The organism is Ensifer sp. D2-11 (genome assembly GCF_054161295.1).
This window is the reverse complement of sequence record NZ_CP096434.1, coordinates 251085-266230: the sequence shown is the minus strand read 5'-3', so window position 1 is coordinate 266230 and position 15146 is coordinate 251085. Positions and strand designations below refer to the sequence as shown.

Annotated in this window: 15 protein-coding genes; 4 read left to right on the top strand and 11 right to left on the bottom strand. The window is 64.6% G+C overall.

Features of this window, described 5'->3' with window-relative positions:
* Window positions 1-53 precede the first annotated feature (53 nt).
* The 5 genes from M1D34_RS18405 to M1D34_RS18385 form a co-directional block, all read right to left on the bottom strand.
* Complete coding sequence (locus tag M1D34_RS18405; RefSeq protein ID WP_498783490.1) at window positions 54-830, bottom strand: SDR family oxidoreductase; 777 nt, start codon at window positions 828-830, stop codon at window positions 54-56.
* A gap of 1 nt (window position 831) precedes the next feature.
* Window positions 832-1815: a D-erythronate dehydrogenase gene (gene denD, locus M1D34_RS18400; RefSeq protein ID WP_498783488.1), complete on the bottom strand. Its 984-nt coding sequence runs from the start codon at window positions 1813-1815 to the stop codon at window positions 832-834.
* Window positions 1816-1859: 44 nt separating this feature from the next.
* The gene (locus tag M1D34_RS18395) at window positions 1860-2624 is read right to left on the bottom strand and encodes a FadR/GntR family transcriptional regulator (RefSeq protein WP_014527790.1); all 765 of its coding nucleotides are present in this window, start codon (window positions 2622-2624) and stop codon (window positions 1860-1862) included.
* 320 nt (window positions 2625-2944) lie between these two features.
* Window positions 2945-3622, bottom strand: coding sequence for a 3-oxo-tetronate 4-phosphate decarboxylase (gene otnC, locus M1D34_RS18390; protein WP_498783486.1), 678 nt, complete (start codon window positions 3620-3622; stop codon window positions 2945-2947).
* 16 nt (window positions 3623-3638) lie between these two features.
* The gene (locus tag M1D34_RS18385) at window positions 3639-4643 is read right to left on the bottom strand and encodes a LacI family DNA-binding transcriptional regulator (protein WP_498783484.1); all 1005 of its coding nucleotides are present in this window, start codon (window positions 4641-4643) and stop codon (window positions 3639-3641) included.
* 143 nt (window positions 4644-4786) lie between these two features.
* Between M1D34_RS18385 and ltnD the strand changes: the two genes are divergently transcribed.
* Genes ltnD through otnK form a run of 3 tightly spaced genes read left to right on the top strand, consistent with a single transcriptional unit; the run spans window position 4787 to window position 7761 of the window.
* Window positions 4787-5692, top strand: coding sequence for an L-threonate dehydrogenase (gene ltnD, locus M1D34_RS18380; RefSeq protein WP_498783482.1), 906 nt, complete (start codon window positions 4787-4789; stop codon window positions 5690-5692).
* A gap of 11 nt (window positions 5693-5703) precedes the next feature.
* Window positions 5704-6480, top strand: a complete 777-nt coding sequence (otnI, locus tag M1D34_RS18375) for a 2-oxo-tetronate isomerase (RefSeq protein WP_498783480.1) — start codon at window positions 5704-5706, stop codon at window positions 6478-6480.
* 3 nt (window positions 6481-6483) lie between these two features.
* Entirely contained in the window at window positions 6484-7761 is a 1278-nt protein-coding gene (otnK, locus tag M1D34_RS18370) for a 3-oxo-tetronate kinase (RefSeq protein ID WP_498783478.1), read from the top strand.
* Window positions 7762-7879: 118 nt separating this feature from the next.
* Here the strand turns inward: otnK and M1D34_RS18365 are convergent, their stop codons facing one another.
* The 3 genes from M1D34_RS18365 to M1D34_RS18355 are packed head-to-tail and all read right to left on the bottom strand — an operon-like array spanning window position 7880 to window position 11744.
* Window positions 7880-8848: a substrate-binding domain-containing protein gene (locus M1D34_RS18365; RefSeq protein ID WP_498783476.1), complete on the bottom strand. Its 969-nt coding sequence runs from the start codon at window positions 8846-8848 to the stop codon at window positions 7880-7882.
* Window positions 8845-10167: an ABC transporter permease gene (locus tag M1D34_RS18360; RefSeq protein ID WP_498783474.1), complete on the bottom strand. Its 1323-nt coding sequence runs from the start codon at window positions 10165-10167 to the stop codon at window positions 8845-8847. Before M1D34_RS18360 ends, M1D34_RS18365 begins: the two co-directional genes overlap by 4 nt.
* Window positions 10164-11744, bottom strand: coding sequence for a sugar ABC transporter ATP-binding protein (locus tag M1D34_RS18355; protein ID WP_498783472.1), 1581 nt, complete (start codon window positions 11742-11744; stop codon window positions 10164-10166). Before M1D34_RS18355 ends, M1D34_RS18360 begins: the two co-directional genes overlap by 4 nt.
* Window positions 11745-11955: 211 nt before the next feature.
* Here M1D34_RS18355 and M1D34_RS18350 point away from each other — a divergent pair, with 211 nt between their 5' ends.
* Complete coding sequence (locus tag M1D34_RS18350) at window positions 11956-12975, top strand: LacI family DNA-binding transcriptional regulator (protein WP_498783470.1); 1020 nt, start codon at window positions 11956-11958, stop codon at window positions 12973-12975.
* A gap of 33 nt (window positions 12976-13008) precedes the next feature.
* Here M1D34_RS18350 and M1D34_RS18345 read toward each other — a convergent pair whose 3' ends face one another.
* From M1D34_RS18345 to M1D34_RS18335, 3 genes are all read right to left on the bottom strand, one after another.
* A complete protein-coding gene (locus tag M1D34_RS18345; RefSeq protein WP_127515762.1) occupies window positions 13009-13584 on the bottom strand; it encodes a DUF1349 domain-containing protein in 576 nt (191 codons plus the stop codon).
* 25 nt (window positions 13585-13609) lie between these two features.
* Window positions 13610-14533 (bottom strand): DUF930 domain-containing protein, encoded by a 924-nt coding sequence (locus M1D34_RS18340; protein WP_498784294.1) that lies wholly within the window; start codon window positions 14531-14533, stop codon window positions 13610-13612.
* Window positions 14534-14631: 98 nt separating this feature from the next.
* Entirely contained in the window at window positions 14632-15123 is a 492-nt protein-coding gene (locus tag M1D34_RS18335) for an ureidoglycolate lyase (protein ID WP_015242798.1), read from the bottom strand.
* Window positions 15124-15146: the final 23 nt, after the last annotated feature.

Genomic DNA, 15146 nt, shown 5'->3' with positions numbered 1-15146 from the left:
TTGCGGCCGCCCAATTCATCGTTCGCGCGACCGCGCCAGGCTGAAAACCTCTTTTATCCGCGGCCGACCAGCGGCATCCTGGTCGCCATCACGGTCATCGTGAGAACATTGGCCGAGAGCGGCAGGCTCGCCATGTAGACGACCGCCTCGGCGATGTGCTCGATCGGTATCGTCGGCTCCGCCGCAACCTCGCCATTGGCCTGCAGCACGCCGGTGCTCATCCTCGCGGTCATGTCGGTCGCGGCATTGCCGATGTCGATCTGGCCACAGGCAATGTCGTGCATCCGGCCATCGAGCGCCGTCGATTTCGTGAGGCCGGTGATGGCGTGCTTGGTCGCGGTATAGGGCGCCGAATTGGGCCGCGGCGTCTGCGCGGAAATCGAGCCGTTGTTGATGATCCGGCCCCCGTGCGGCGTCTGCGCCTTCATCAGCCGGAAGGCATGTTGCGTGCACAGAAAGGCGCCCGTGAGGTTCGCCGCGACGATACCGTTCCACTGTTCGAAGGTCACCTCTTCGAGGGGCACGGGCGGCACGTTCGAGCCGGCATTGTTGACGAGGAGGTCCAGCCGGGCGAATTCCGCCCGGACGGCGGCGAAGAGAGCCGCGACCTGATCCGGATCGCCGACATCGCAGACGACCGCGCGGACGATATTGCCGGTCCGCCCGCCGATTTCGCCGGCCGCAGCCTCGAGTACATCCGGACGGCGGCCGGTAATGACGACGCTGTAGCCTTCCGTACTCAAGGCCTGGGCGATGCCGCGGCCGACACCGGTCCCGCCGCCCGTGACCAGCGCGACCCTGCCCTCGCCCGATCCCTTCCCTTGCGCCATCTCAGCCCCTCCCTCCGAGTTCGTCTTCGATATGGATGCGGATGATCTCGTCGAAGTTGCTCTCGGCCGTGAAGCCGAGTTCCCGCGCACGACGGGCATCGAAGTCGGTCGCCCAGCCGGAGACGATCGTCTGGATCACCGGATCCGGCTCGCGGCGGATGAGGCTCACGGCCTTCTGGCCGGCAATGCGGGCGAGCGCCTCGATCTCCTCGCCGACCAGCGCCGAGAGCCCCGGCATGGTGAGGTTGCGCCGCGGCCCGATGATACCCGTGTCCATTCGCGCCGCATGGATGAAGAAGCCCACGGCCGAGCGCGGACTCGCGAACCAATGCCGGACATTCTCGTCCACCGGCAGGATAGCTTCCTGGCCGACGAGCGGCTCGCGCAGGATGTTGGAAAAGAAGCCGGATGCGGCCTTGTTCGGCTTTCCGGGCCGGACGCAGATGGTCGGCAGCCGAATGCCGATGCCGTCGAAGAAGCCGCGGCGGTTATAATCCGCGAGCAGCAGTTCGCAGATCGCCTTTTGCGTCCCGTAGCTGGTCAGCGGCGTGGTGAAGAACTCGTCGCCGATCCTTTCCGGAAACGGCTGGCCGAAGACGGCGATAGAGGAGGCGAAGAGGACGCGCGGGAGGTAGCGCTCACGTTGTCCCTCGCGGCGGATCGCCTCGAAGAGCGCGCGTGTGCCGTCGAGATTGACGAGGTAGCCTTTGTCGAAGTCGGCCTCCGCCTCTCCCGAGACGATCGCCGCGAGATGGATGATCACGTCCGGCCGCGACGAGATCAGGCGCTCTGCGCTGCCCTCGGTGGACAGGTCGATCGCAAGCGTCGTCGCAAGCGACGAAAACGCCGGCGGCACGGGCGGCTCCACCACGTCCGCCAATGTCAGGCTGGCGATCTCGCGTCCTAGAGCACCGGGCTCCGCGGCCAGCCTTTCGACCAGCTTCCGGCCGATCATGCCGGCGGCACCTATGACCATTACATGCATTTTCGGCGAACCTCCTCCTGTTCAGCCACCCGGTCAGTCCTGGCTCAGCTCGACTTTCTGTTCCTTCCGTTTGCCTCCTCGTCCGCCAGCAGAGCCTTCGTCGTTTCATAGATCCGGATCAGATGATGGTGAAAGGCGGCGACGACGGCCGCCCGGTCATGCCGTCTCAAGGCGGCGACGATGTCGCTGTGATCCTTGTAGCTCGCTTCGATTGCTCCCGGCCGTGACATGGCGCTGCGCCGGTAGTCCATCATATAGGTGTAAAGGTCGGTGACGAAATCGGAGAGCAGCGGATTGCCGCAGGCCCGGTAGATCGCCACATGGAACTCGCGGTCGCAGATCAGAAAGCGCATCGCGTCGTCGCCGCAGATCTTCTGCGCGTCGAGAAGGCTGTCAAGCTTGCGCAGCGCCTCTTCATCGATGTTTTCGGCCGCGTCGCCGACCACCTTCAGCTCGATGTGAAGCCTTGCGGCGTGAACGTCCTCGAGATCGTAGCTGTCGATCGCGTTCGGGGAAGCGATCGTCACTGTGACATGGCTCAGATCGACATTCCCGACGCGCGTTCGGCTTCCTTGCGACACCTCGACCACACCGCGCGCCGCCAGCGTCTGGATTGCCCCGCGCACCGTCTCGCGGCTCACATGGAGCACGCTCGCAAGCTCGCGCTCGCCCGGCAGCACATCGCCCGGCCTCAGCATGTTGGTCGCAACCAGCACCATAAGCTTGTCGGCAATGAGGTCGCGCGCGGTACGGCGCTCGAGGCTCTTCCCGACTTTAGGCATATGCGTGAGGATTGGACTTCCATTCACCGCGGCGCCTCCAACTGATCCACTGGTTGGTCCAGCAGATCAGTATGACAAATAGAGTGCCGATAGGAGGGCGCGGTCAAGAGAGGTTCGTTGCGGCAGCGCACCAAAAGTGCACGGCGCCCGTTGTGCGCCGCGGTGGGTTGGGAGACGCTCGGCCGCCCCTCATCCGCCTGCCGGCACCTTCTCCCCGCAGGCGGGGAGAAGGGACAAGCGGGTTCGTCATTGCAACCAATATCGCCGGCGCTTTCCAGGGGCACGTCCCCTCTCCCCGCGCGCGGGGAGAGGGCTAGGGTGAGGGGCAAAATAGAGGCACTCTAACTCTATCCGTGATTATGCCCCTCATGGTCGCCGAGCGACGGCAGGTCGAGGCTGAACGTTTCGACAAGATCGGCGACTTGCTGAGGGCTCAGGTAGCGCGGATTGAGGTTGCGCAGCAGCAGGTAGAGCTTGGCTGTCTCCTCCAGTTCCTCCGTCGCAAAGACCGCTGCCTCCAGACTGTCGCCGGCAACGACCGGACCGTGATTAGAGAGCAGCACGGAGGAGTATCTGCCCGCAAGCCCGCGGATCGCATCGGCGACGGCCGGGTCTCCGGGGCGGTAATAGGGCACGAGCGCCGTCTCCCCGGCCCGCATGAGGTAATAGGGCGTCATCGGCGGAAGGCCCGCTCGCGGATCGATCTCCGGCAGCATCGTCAGCGCGACCGCGTGGGTCGAATGGAGATGCACGATCGCCCGGGCGCTGCCGCGCGTTTCGTAGAGGGCGGAATGAAGGGGAATCTCCTTCGTCGGCTTGTCGCCCGAGACGAGCCGGCCGCCGGCATCGAGCCGCGAAATGCGCGCGGGGTCGAGGAAGCCGAGCGAGGCGTTGGTGGGCGTCACCAGCCAGCCGCCGTCTTCGAGTCTCATCGATATGTTTCCGGAAGAGCCGGGTGTCAGGCCCCGCTCGAAGAGCGACCGGCCGTAGCGGCAGATTTCTTCGCGAAGACGCGTTTCTGACATTGGTGGTCCTTTCCGTTCAGGCTGTAGCGCCTTCGATAAGTTCAAATCCAAGATCGGCGACGTGGGACGGGTGATCGTTGATGACCAACTCAGCCGCCAGCTTTCCCGTCGCGACGCGAGGCGTGCGAATGGTCGTCAGAGGTTGCGGCGTGGCCTGGCCGATGTCGAGGCCGTTGTGGCCGAAAAGGGCGAGCCTGGTGGGAACGGGAATGGCGCGTGCAAGACAATGAAAATATCCGCCGAGCGCCATGTCGTCGTTCGAGAAATAGACCGCATCGAGCCCCGGAGCCCTTCGAAGAAGCTGCTCGAGCCCCGCCCGCCCGCTCCCGACCGAAGAAGCGCCCGCCCGGATTTCCCGATCCACGAGGGGGACGCCGGCCAGGTTCAGCGCTTCACGAAAGCCCTCGAAGCGTTTGCCGGCGCGCGTGTCTCGGCCGAGATCGTGGCCGACATAGCCGATCCGGCGATAACCTCGCTTCAACAGGAATTCGGCGCTTGCGCGACCCGCCTCGCGATTGGAAAAGCCGACCGCCAGGTCTATGGCGGTCCCGTCGATGTCGAGCAGTTCGACGACGCGGCAGCCGCTCGCCCGCAGCATCTTGAGCGTGCCCCCCGTATGCTCGAAGCCGGCAAGCATCACCGCCGTCGGCCGCCAGGCGAGCATGGCGGCGACAAGGGCCTCCTCGCGCTCCGGCTCATAGTCCGTCACGGAAAAGACGGCCTGATAGCGATTTTCCTCCAGAACGGCGCCTGCACCCCGCAGTACGTCCGGGAACACGATGTTGGTGAGCGACGGGATGACGAAGGCGACGAGGCGGGACCCGGCCGAGGCCAAGGTGCCGGCGATCCGGTTCGGGACGTAGCCAAGCCGCTCGACCGCATCCAACACGCGCTCCCGGGCCTTGCCGGAGAACGAGCCGTGATTGCGCAGCACGCGGGAAACCGTGCTCTCGCCCACACCCGCGGCTTCCGCCACCTCTGCGAGCGTTACGGTCGTTTGCTGCTTGAAGTCCGTCGTCACTTCGCGCCTGTTCCAGTTTGACGTGGCCGTTCAGGGGTCTGATCGCCTTCATAGGCGGAAATTTTTGGCAGCGCTATCAATTTTGGTTGGCAGCGCTGCCAAAGCTCACTAGAACGGGTGCCCTAGCAACTGGAGGAGACGAAATGGCATCGAAGATCGCAGTGCTCGGGCTCGGCTCGATGGGCTTCGGTATGGCGTGCTCGATGAAAAGCGCGGGCCTCGACGTCTTGGGCTACGACGTCGCCCCGCGCGCAGTGGAGCGTTTCGTCGCCGAGGGCGGTCGCGGAGCGGGAACGCCAGGCGAGGCCGTGACGGGCGCCGACATCATCGTTTCGGTCGTCGTGAGCGGCGCGCAGACCGAAGCCGTTCTGTTCGGTCCAAATGGCGTCGCAGGCGCCATGAAGCCCGGTGGCGCCTTCATATCGTCTGCGACCATGGATCCGGCGATCGCGCGCGACCTGGCGCAGCGGCTCGAAGCACTCGGGCTTCACTATCTCGACGCGCCGATCTCAGGCGGCGCCGCAAAGGCGGCTAAGGGCGAACTGACGATCATGGCTTCGGGTTCGCCGCAGGCCTTCGCAGCCGCCCGACCGGCCCTCGACGCCATGGCCGCCAAGGTCTACGAACTCGGCGAGACCGCCGGGACCGGCGCCGCCTTCAAGATGATCAACCAGCTTCTCGCCGGCGTGCACATTGCGGCCGCCTGCGAAGCGATCGCCTTCGCGGCCAAACAGGGGCTGGACCTCGACAAAGTATATGAGGTGATCACCGCTTCGGCCGGCAATTCCTGGATGTTCGAAAACCGCATCCCGCATGTGCTCGCGGGAGATTACGCCCCGCTGAGCGCCATCGAGATTTTCGTGAAGGACCTCGGCATCGTCCAGGATATGGCGCGCGCGGAGCGCTATCCGGTGCCGCTCGTGGCGGCGGCACTGCAGATGTATCTTGCAGCCTCGGGCGCAGGCATGGGGCGCGATGACGATTCCTCCCTCGCGCGGCTCTACGCCCAGCTCTCCGGGGCCGCGCTGCCCGGCACGAATAATCCATAAGGAAGACGCGCATGCCCGTTTTTGCCGCCAATCTGACGATGATGTTCACCGAGTTGCCGTTCCTCGACCGCTTCGACGCGGCCGCCGACGCCGGATTCGCCGCCGTCGAGTATCTTTTTCCCTACGAGGTGCCGCCGGAAGCGATCGCCGAGCGGCTTGCCCGTAACAGTCTCGAGCAGGCACTGTTCAACCTGCCGCCGGGCGATTGGGCAGCCGGCGAACGCGGCATCGCCGCCCTGCCCGGCCGCTTCGACGCGTTGAAATCGGACGTCGACAAGGCGCTCGACTACGCGGCGACGACCGGCGCCAAACGCCTGCACCTGATGGCAGGTCTTGCTGATCCGCGCGACCCGGAGGCCGCATCCTGCTACCGCCGCTCGGTCGCCTATACCGCCGAGCGCCTGGCCGACGAGGGCATCGATCTCCTCATCGAACCGATCAATGGCCGCAACATGCCGGGATATTTCCTCAACGATTTCGGGACCGCCGAGCGGCTCATCGCCGAGCTCGCGCTCCCCAACCTCAAGCTGCAATTCGACATCTATCACCGGCAGATCCTGCACGGCGACGTCGCAATGGCACTCCGCCACCGTATGCCGGTCACCGGCCATATCCAGATCGCCAGCGTGCCCTCGCGGCACGAGCCGGATGGCGAGGAGTTGAACTATCGCTACCTCTTTGAAGAAATCGACCGGCTCGGCTATGGCGGCTTCGTCGGCTGCGAATATAACCCGCGCGGCCAGACGCTCGACGGCCTCGGCTGGTTCAAACCCTTTCGACGGAGCTGACCCATGACAATCCTGCTCGGATCGATCGCCGACGACTACACGGGCGCCTCCGATCTCGCCAACACGCTGACGAAGAACGGGCTTCGCACCGTGCAGACGGTCGGCATTCCCGATCCGTCGCTCGCCCTTCCCGACGTCGATGCAGTGGTCGTTTCCCTGAAGATCCGCTCGGTCGCAGCGAAGGACGCCGTGGCCGCCGCCCTCGGGGCGGAAAGCTGGCTGCGTGGCCGCGGCGCCGGCCATGTGCTCTACAAGATCTGCTCTACCTTCGATTCGACGGATCTTGGTAATATCGGGCCGGTGACCGAAGCGCTTCTGAGCGCCTCCGGCGGCGACATCGCCCTCGTCACGCCGGCCTTTCCGGAAACGGGACGGAGCGTCTATCTCGGCCATCTTTTCGTCAACGGCCAGCCGCTCGACGAAAGCCCGTTGAAAGACCATCCCCTCAACCCGATGCGGGATGCCAACCTGGCAAGGGTGCTCACCCGCCAATCGCGCGGCAAGGTCGGCCTCGTCGACCTGCCGACCGTGACGGACGGAGCCGATGCGGTAAGGGCGCGGCTCGATCGGTTACGCGCTGAAGGTGCCGCCGCGGCGATCGCGGATGCGGTCTTCGAACGCGATCTCGAAACGCTCGGGGAGGCAGCGCTCGAAATGCCCGTCTCAACGGGCGCGTCGGGCCTCGGCCTCGGCCTCGCCCGCGCGCTTCTACGCTCCGGCCGGGCTTCGGCAAGCGACGGGGAAAACGAAGCCATCCGCCCCGTCGGCGGTCTTGCCGCGGTGGTCGCAGGCAGTTGTTCGGCGGCAACGCTGAAGCAGCTCGATACGGCGGAACGGCATATGCCGGTGCTGCGGCTCGACACGGAAAAGCTCCTCGCCGGATCGGACGAGATTTCCGCAGCGATTGCCTGGGCCGGGGAACGGATAGCCGAGGGCCCGGTGGCCATCGCCGCGAGCGCCGCACCTGAGGTCGTTTCGCGTTTGCAGGCGCGATACGGGCGAGAGGCATCCGGGCACGCGGTCGAGACGGCAACCGCCGCGATCGCCGGCGAACTGGTCGAGCGCGGCGTGAGACGCCTCGTCGTCGCCGGCGGAGAGACCTCCGGCGCAACCGTCGACAGGCTCGGCATCCCGGCTTTCCTGATCGGTCCGGAGATCGCCCCCGGCGTCCCTCTGCTGAGGACGATCGGCACTGGCGGAAACGACATGTTGCTGGCGCTGAAATCGGGCAATTTCGGCGGCGAGGATTTCTTCGCCACGGCGCTGTCGATGATGCGGTGAGAGGTAAGGCGGGCGGTCCCCCTCGTATCCGCCGCCCGCCCGCTGCACGCTTCCTCAAATCGGACCGAGGAGAGCATGCAGACTTTGCGTTTGCCGCAGCGCGTCCGCGCTAGGGCTTTTAAAGGCCGTTGTCCTTCAGTATCTGCGCGGCGTTTTCCTTGGTCACCTTCATCGTGTCGAGCGTGACGGTCTTTTCGATCTTTTCCCCCTTCAGGAACTTCACCGCCTGGCGCAGACCTTCCGCTCCCGGCGTCGCATAGAGGAAGGTCGCGGTCAGTTCGCCGTTGTTGACCCAGGTCACGCCTTCGTTCGGGAGCGCATCGATGCCGATGAACTTCATTTCCTTCTCGCGGCCTGCGTCCTTCGCCGCCAGGTAGGCGCCATAGGCCATCGGATCGTTGTGGCCGTATACGAGGTCGATCTTCTCGTTGTTGCGCAGCGCCGTCGCCATGATGTTGTAGGCCTGGTCCTGCTTCCAGTCGCCGGATTGCTGATCGAGCAGGTTCTTGATGCCGGGCTCCTTGTCGGTGAACTCGTGGAAGCCGTCGTGGCGGTCATGCGCCGGCTGGGTACCCATGCCGCCCCATATCTCGACGATATTGCCTTCAGCCTTGCCCTTGCCGCCGAGAAGCTCGACCGCATATTCGCCGGCCGCGCGGCCGATCAGCTTGTTGTCGCCGCCGACGAACTGGGTGTACTGGTCGGTCTCGACGTTGCGGTCGAGAACGAAGACCGGGATCTTGGCATCGATCGCCTGCTGCACCACGCCGGTGAGCCCTGCGGACTCTTTCGGCGATACGAGCAATGCGTCCACCTCCTGGCGAATGAGGTTCTCGACGTCGGCCACCTGCTTTTCCGTCCTGTCCTCACCGTCGGTTATGATCAGCTCGACATCCGGATGCTTTGCCGCCTCGGCGATGATGTCCTTGTTGAACTGCGCGCGCCACGGCTCGATCGTCGTCGCCTGGCTGAAGCCGATGCGAAACTTCTTGTCCTGGGCCAGGGCGTCGTCCGCCGGCATGAGTGCGGTCGTCGCGGCGAGTACGGCGGCGACCGCCGTCAGTTTCAGGATGTCACGGCGTTTCATTTCTTCTTTCCTCCCATTGTTATGGACAACGTCTCTCTCGACGTCCGCTCCTCCACGGACGTGTCTCCTTGAGCCGAGCGCCGGCTTGCGCCCGGCAGCCGCAACTGCGCGAGAAGATCGTAGGCATTGCGCTCCTGAACGAGCACGGTGCCGATGATGATCACGCCCTTCAGCACCAGCTGAAGATTGGAATTGATGTTGTGGAGCTGCAGGATGTTGGAGAGCAGGCCGAAGATCAGGACGCCGCAGAACGTCCCGGCAAGGCTCCCGCGTCCTCCCATCAGGCTCGTCCCGCCGATGACCACTGCCGCGATCGCATCCAGTTCGAGGCCCGCGCCAGCGTCCGGCTTGCCCTGGCGGTACTGCGCCACATAGAGCACCGCGGCGATGCCCGCGAGGAGACCCGATACCGCATAGGTGACGATTTTCACCCGGCCCGCATTGATGCCGGAAAGGCGCGCCGCCTCCTCGTTTCCGCCGATGGCGTAGACATAGCGGCCGAAAGGCGTGAAGCGCAGCACCGCGCCGTAGAGAAGAATCGCGACGATGAAGAATATGCCGGGCATCGGCACGATGCCGAAGACGAGCTGCCGCAGCATATCGAAGTCGGCGGTGGCATTGCTGCCGGTATAGACCGGCAGAACGGCGTTGTTCTGCCCGGCGGTGAGCCGGGCGATGCCGAGCGCCGTGACCATCATGGCAAGCGTGACGATGAATGGCTGCAACCGTCCGACCACGATGATCACGCCGTTGACTGCGCCGAACATGAGGCCGACCGCCGGCGCCACGAGCAGAACGCCGAGCACGCCGAATTTCGTCTGCATCTGAGGCAAGAGGAAGCTCAGAACCAGGGCACAGAGAACGATACCGGCTGCGGCGGGCAGAACGGTACCGCGTGTCCGGTTAAGCTGGATGTCGCGGATATGCGTCACGCCCGCACGGGATTTCTCGATATTCAGGAAGACGAAGCGTACGGCCGCCGCACCGACGACCAGGACGGCAAGCCCGACGGCCGGCAGCCCCAGATAGAGGGCGGCCGTGTCCCCCGGAACGGTCAAGAGCATCGCGCAGACGACGGTGCAGATCGCCATCAGCGAGCCGACCGAAAGGTCTATGCCGCCGGTCAGAATGACGGCCGTCATGCCGGTGGCGATCAGCCCGGTGGTCGATACCTGCCGCAACACGTCGAGGAGATTGCCGGAGGAGAGAAAGATGTTCCTGCCCGATGACGTCACCGGTGAGGACAGGACTCCGATCAGGAAAATGGCGATCAGCCCCCAATAGAGTTTCGTGCGCGAGAGAGCCTTCAGGAAATTCATGCAACCGCCCTTCCGCGCGCGCTCCGCGGTGCGGCGAGCTGCATGATGCGCTCCTCGCTCGCCTCCTCCCGGGAGATGAGTCCGGTCTGCCGCCCCTCGGCCATCACCAGAATGCGGTCCGCGAGGAGCAGAAGCTCCGGCAATTCGGAACTGACCACCACGATCGCCAGCCCGTCGCCGGCGAGCTTGAAGATGAGATCGTAGATCTCGCGCTTCGCACCGACGTCGATGCCGCGCGTCGGCTCATCGAGAAGAAGGACACGCGGACCGGTCGCCAGCCACTTGCCGATGACGACCTTCTGCTGGTTGCCGCCGGAGAGGGTTCCGGCCGCCTGATCGGTCCCGGCGCAGCGAACGCCGAGCGCATCGACCGCCCCTTTCGCAAGCGCACGCTCGCCTTCGAAGGAGCGCAGGCCGAATCGTGCGAGCCTTCCAACAAGCGGTAGGGCCACATTGTCTCTGATCGATTCATGAAGATGCAGCCCCTTCGCCTTGCGGTCCTCCGTCACCAGAGCAAAACCGAGGCGGCGAGCATCGCGTGGCGAACGGATATTGACGGCGATGCCGTCCAGCCGGATTTCGCCGCCGCGAAGGCCTTCATTCGATGCAAAGATCGTCTCCAGGATTTCCGTGCGCCCTGCGCCGAGCAAGCCGCCGATGCCGAGGATCTCGCCGGCGCGAACGTCGAAGCTCACCCCCCTCAGCACGTCGCGCCAGCCATGGCGTCCGGATACGGCAAGCGACATGTCCATGACCGAAAGGACGGGCTCGCCGCCGCCTTTGCCCTGGTCGGGCCGGTGCGCGTCGAGGAGGTTGCGGCCCACCATTGCGGTGATGATCGTATTCTCTTCCAGTCCGGCCATCGGCCGGGTCCAGACATGCCGGCCGTCGCGGAAGACGGTGACCCGGTCGCTGAGTTGCATGACCTCGTCGATCCGGTGCGAAATATAGATGATGCCGACGCCGTCGGCTGCGAGTTGCCGCATGATCTTGAAGAGGCGCCGACACTCGCCGGGCGAAAGCGCCGAGGTCGGCTCGTCCATGATCAGAATGCGCGCTTCCACGGACAGGGCCTTCGCGATCTCGACGAGCTGTTGTTCGCCGACCCGCAATTGCCCCACGCGCGCCTCCGGATCGAGCTCGATCCCGAGGCGGTTCAACAGCCCTCGTGCGGCCTCCAGGCTCGCCTTGCGATCCACGAAAAGACCAGCGATCACCCGTTCGCGGCCGAGAAAGATGTTGTCGGCGATGCCGAGTTCGGGGACGAGGTTGAGTTCCTGATGGATGATGGCGATCCCGGCCGCCTCGGCGTCGCGCACATTGGAGAAGCGGGCGGTTTCTCCATCGACGCGGACGGTGCCCTGGTAGTCCGGGTAGACGCCGGACAGGACCTTCATCAGCGTCGACTTGCCGGCGCCATTCTCGCCCATGAGCGCGTGGATTTCGCCCGCGCGCAGTTCGAAGCCCACATCCTTGAGCGCCGCGACGCCGCCAAACGATTTCGAGATCGCTTCGGCCGCCAGAATTGGCCGGTCGGGTTCAGTGGTGACCGAATCACGGGGGATAGCATCGCGCATGATATTGGCAGCCTCCCTACCGCCGACATCTGACGCTCTATTCGCCTAGTTCCTGCAGCCTATTCTAAACGTTTCGACACTGTCAAGCAGACCGATCGGGCCTTCATTGCGTAATTTCAGCAATTCAAATACAGTTTCGCGAGCAAATCACCAAAACGTTTCGGAAGAGATGCAGCAGCGACGAAATTCACGGAAATCCGGTGCACCGACCATGCTCGACGTCGCCAAGGCGGCGCATGTCTCCGTGGCGACGGTCTCGGCCGTGATCAACGGCTCGGCCCCGGTCAGTCCGGAATTGCGCAACCGCATCGAGCAGGCGATCGGCCTCATAGGCTACAAGCGCAACGCCATCGCCCGCAGCCTCAAGCTCGGCACGACCCGCACCGTAGGCCTGATGGTTGCCGATATCACCAATCCGTTCTTCACCGATGTCGTGGCCGTCATCCAGGACGTGCTGCATCGGGCCGGCTACGCCGTGATGCTCTGCTGCAACGACGAGGACGTCGCCCTGCAGGACGAGCAGATCGCCCTGTTGATCGACCGGAGCGTGGACGGCCTGATCATCGCGCCAGCCGGAGACGACGAGACGCTGAAACGCATGATCGCGAGCGCCAATCTTCCAACCGTGCTGATCGACCGGCTTTGCGACGGCATCGACACCGATGCGGTCGTGCTCGACAATCGTCGCGCGGTTCAGGACGCAACAATCTATATGCTCGGCCTCGGCCATCGGCGCATCGGCTATATTTCCGGCTCCCTCGACACGTCCACTGGACGGGAGCGCCTTGCCGGCTATCGGGCAGCATTGGAGGCGACGGGGCTCCCCTGCGAGGAGGACCTGATCCGGATCGGCAATTTTCGGGAGAAGGACGCCTATACCGCCGCGCTCCAGCTGCTGACGAGTCCCGAGCGTCCAACGGCGATTTTCTCCGCCAACAACCTGATGGTCATCGGGGTGATGAAGGCGATCCGGGATATCGGCCTTCGCTGCCCGGACGACGTTTCGGTCGCAAGCTTCGACGATTTCCCCTGGGCGGACGTCTTCCAGCCCCATCTGACGACGATCGCCCAGCCGGTCCAGGCAATCGGCGAACAGGCCGCGCAGCTCGTGCTCGACCGCCTTTCCGGCGCGAGCCCGGAAGCGCCGCGCCGGCTCGTGCTCCAGGGACGGCTGGTGATCCGCGACTCCTGCCGGCCGGTCGGAAGCCTGGCGCCGCGCGCGATCGCCTGACCCATTTTCCCAAAAGTCCCCGGTGTCGGGACTTCAGTCGTCGTGCAAGGCGCGAGCGATCGGCGGGCCGAGATTCAAGTCGCGGAACCTTGCCGCAAAGCCCGCGCGTTCCGGAGAGCAGGCCGTGGCTCCGACCTCGGCATCGGCGGCGGAAAAGGGACAGAGCCGCGCCATCTGCCAACGTTCCTCGCCAAAGCGGAATTGCACCCGCACCGCATCCCCATGCCGCGTCAGCCGCACCTCCAGTGGGTCCGAAGGCGCCTTGGCGTGTAACGGGATGACCGACCAGTCCGATACTCCCCGCGTCACGACCACGCTGAAATGCATCAGCCCGTCGGTATATTCGATACCGCATTTGATCCAGTTCTGTTCGTCGACCCGCAGCATCAGACCGGCCTGATCGTAAAGCTGCTCATACTGACCGACGATCGTCGCCGAGGCGGTGAAATCGCCTGAAACCGGACGAAGATAGGCATGTCCGCTGTCGCGCACGAACCCGTAGAAGGTTTCGCGCCAGAAGTCCGTATTGCCGTCGGTCTTGAGCGACAGATCGCGTTCGTCGCCCTCCCAGCTTGCCGGCTCGTTCAACCAGCGATACGCGCTTGCCATTCAGTCCCTCCATCCATCCCACTGTTCAATTGCTCGGCAGTTGTCGCGCACCCCACTCGCTCTTCGGGATCGCCTTGCCGATCGCGAAGCTGAAGGAAGTGACCGATGTCGTCTCGGGGCTCACTTCGCATTTGAAGTCGATGGCGTACCATGTCGACCGGCTGCGGAAGGCGCCGCCATCGGCGTTCAGGCCCGTCTGCGAGATGAAGCCCCCGGAAGGACCGAAGGGAACGAGCATGTCCGGAAAGGCACCGGGCATTTCGCGCCGCACCTGCTCGAGCGCCTCGATGCTGCAAAGCTGCACGATCCGCTTTTTCGGCGGCAGCCTGCCGATCGCCTGTTTCACGCGCGGGTCCGACAGGGCGTTTTCAGAATAGAGTTCCTTCGCCTGGACGAGCTGGCTCGACTCGCGCTCGGCCTTCGCCTCGGCCGGCTTTTGCGTCGGCTCCGCCCTTGCTTCCTCCAGAACCGGTTTCTCCTGGGGAACAGCCGCAGCCGGCGGCGCCGCGGCAGCATCGGCCGCCTCGTTCGCTGCGCTCCGGGCATCGACGCGCAATTGCGCAAGCGCTGTCTTGCTTTCCGCCGGCTTTTCGCTGGCGGAGTTCTCCGTCTTTGCCGGGGCGGGCCGCGAGGCCTCCGGCGTCTCGCTCGGCGTTTCGGTCTTCTTCGGCGCGGCCGGAGGCAACTCGGGCCGAGGCGGCTTTTCCTTTTCGGCCGGCGCTGCCGCCGACTCGAACGCCTCAGGCTGAGGGCGCGCCTGCTCGCTCTTGGCCGCGTTCGGCTTTTGCTCGGGCTTTTCCGCACTCTTCGGCTGCGGAACGAGCTCGACGCTGACGCTTTGTTCCTTTGCCGGCGCAGACAATTCCGGAAGCCGAACCAGCAGCAGAAAGGCGAGCGCCAGGTGCAGGGCGAGCGACGTCGGCATGCCCCAACCGGTTTCTCCCCACATTTTCCTGGCGAAGTGCTGCATTGCTCAAAGGTCACGGACTCGGAAGCACCGAACCTAAGAGTTCGAGCGCCCCGCAACAAGTGCGGGACGCGCGTCGGTCAAGCGTATTCGACCTGATAGGGCTTTTCGAAGAAGTGCTCCTCGAGATTGCACCCGCTGCCGCCGCGGTCGATGACGACGAATTCGGAGGTCGAACGAAGCGGGGTCAGAATTCCGTGCCAGACATTTTGCGCGATGTTGACCCCCTGGCCCGGCGCGGTCTCGAAAGCGATCGGCTCGCCGGGCTCCCCGCCTTCGTCGGGCGCCACGACCACGAGGAAGGGATTTCCCGTCAGCGGGATGAAGGCCTGGCTTCCGAGCGGATGCCGTTCCACCATCTTCAGCGTCAATGGGATGTCATAGGGTTCGCCCTTCAAGAGGCTGACCAGCGTTCGGGCTTCCGGGCCGCTCGTCTCCACCTTCGCAAGGTCGTGATAGCGGATGCATTTGCCGGCGTTGATCGGAAAGCTCTTCGCATCGTCAGGCTCGATGACATCGCCGAAGGGTGCGAACTCGCTGTGCGAAAGCGGGCGGATCGGTAGAGGTATCATGGTCTTTCCTCCCTGGTGGACCA

Coding starts and splice junctions, on each gene's coding strand:
- ltnD (WP_498783482.1), top strand. CDS start 4,787: ATGGCATCGAAGATCGCAGTGCTCGGGCTCGGCTCGATGGGCTTCGGT.
- otnK (WP_498783478.1), top strand. CDS start 6,484: ATGACAATCCTGCTCGGATCGATCGCCGACGACTACACGGGCGCCTCC.
- otnC (WP_498783486.1), bottom strand. CDS start 3,622: ATGTCAGAAACGCGTCTTCGCGAAGAAATCTGCCGCTACGGCCGGTCG.
- M1D34_RS18350 (WP_498783470.1), top strand. CDS start 11,956: ATGCTCGACGTCGCCAAGGCGGCGCATGTCTCCGTGGCGACGGTCTCG.
- M1D34_RS18345 (WP_127515762.1), bottom strand. CDS start 13,584: ATGGCAAGCGCGTATCGCTGGTTGAACGAGCCGGCAAGCTGGGAGGGC.
- M1D34_RS18335 (WP_015242798.1), bottom strand. CDS start 15,123: ATGATACCTCTACCGATCCGCCCGCTTTCGCACAGCGAGTTCGCACCC.
- M1D34_RS18365 (WP_498783476.1), bottom strand. CDS start 8,848: ATGAAACGCCGTGACATCCTGAAACTGACGGCGGTCGCCGCCGTACTC.
- denD (WP_498783488.1), bottom strand. CDS start 1,815: ATGCATGTAATGGTCATAGGTGCCGCCGGCATGATCGGCCGGAAGCTG.
- M1D34_RS18405 (WP_498783490.1), bottom strand. CDS start 830: ATGGCGCAAGGGAAGGGATCGGGCGAGGGCAGGGTCGCGCTGGTCACG.
- M1D34_RS18355 (WP_498783472.1), bottom strand. CDS start 11,744: ATGCGCGATGCTATCCCCCGTGATTCGGTCACCACTGAACCCGACCGG.
- M1D34_RS18340 (WP_498784294.1), bottom strand. CDS start 14,533: ATGTGGGGAGAAACCGGTTGGGGCATGCCGACGTCGCTCGCCCTGCAC.
- otnI (WP_498783480.1), top strand. CDS start 5,704: ATGCCCGTTTTTGCCGCCAATCTGACGATGATGTTCACCGAGTTGCCG.
- M1D34_RS18360 (WP_498783474.1), bottom strand. CDS start 10,167: ATGAATTTCCTGAAGGCTCTCTCGCGCACGAAACTCTATTGGGGGCTG.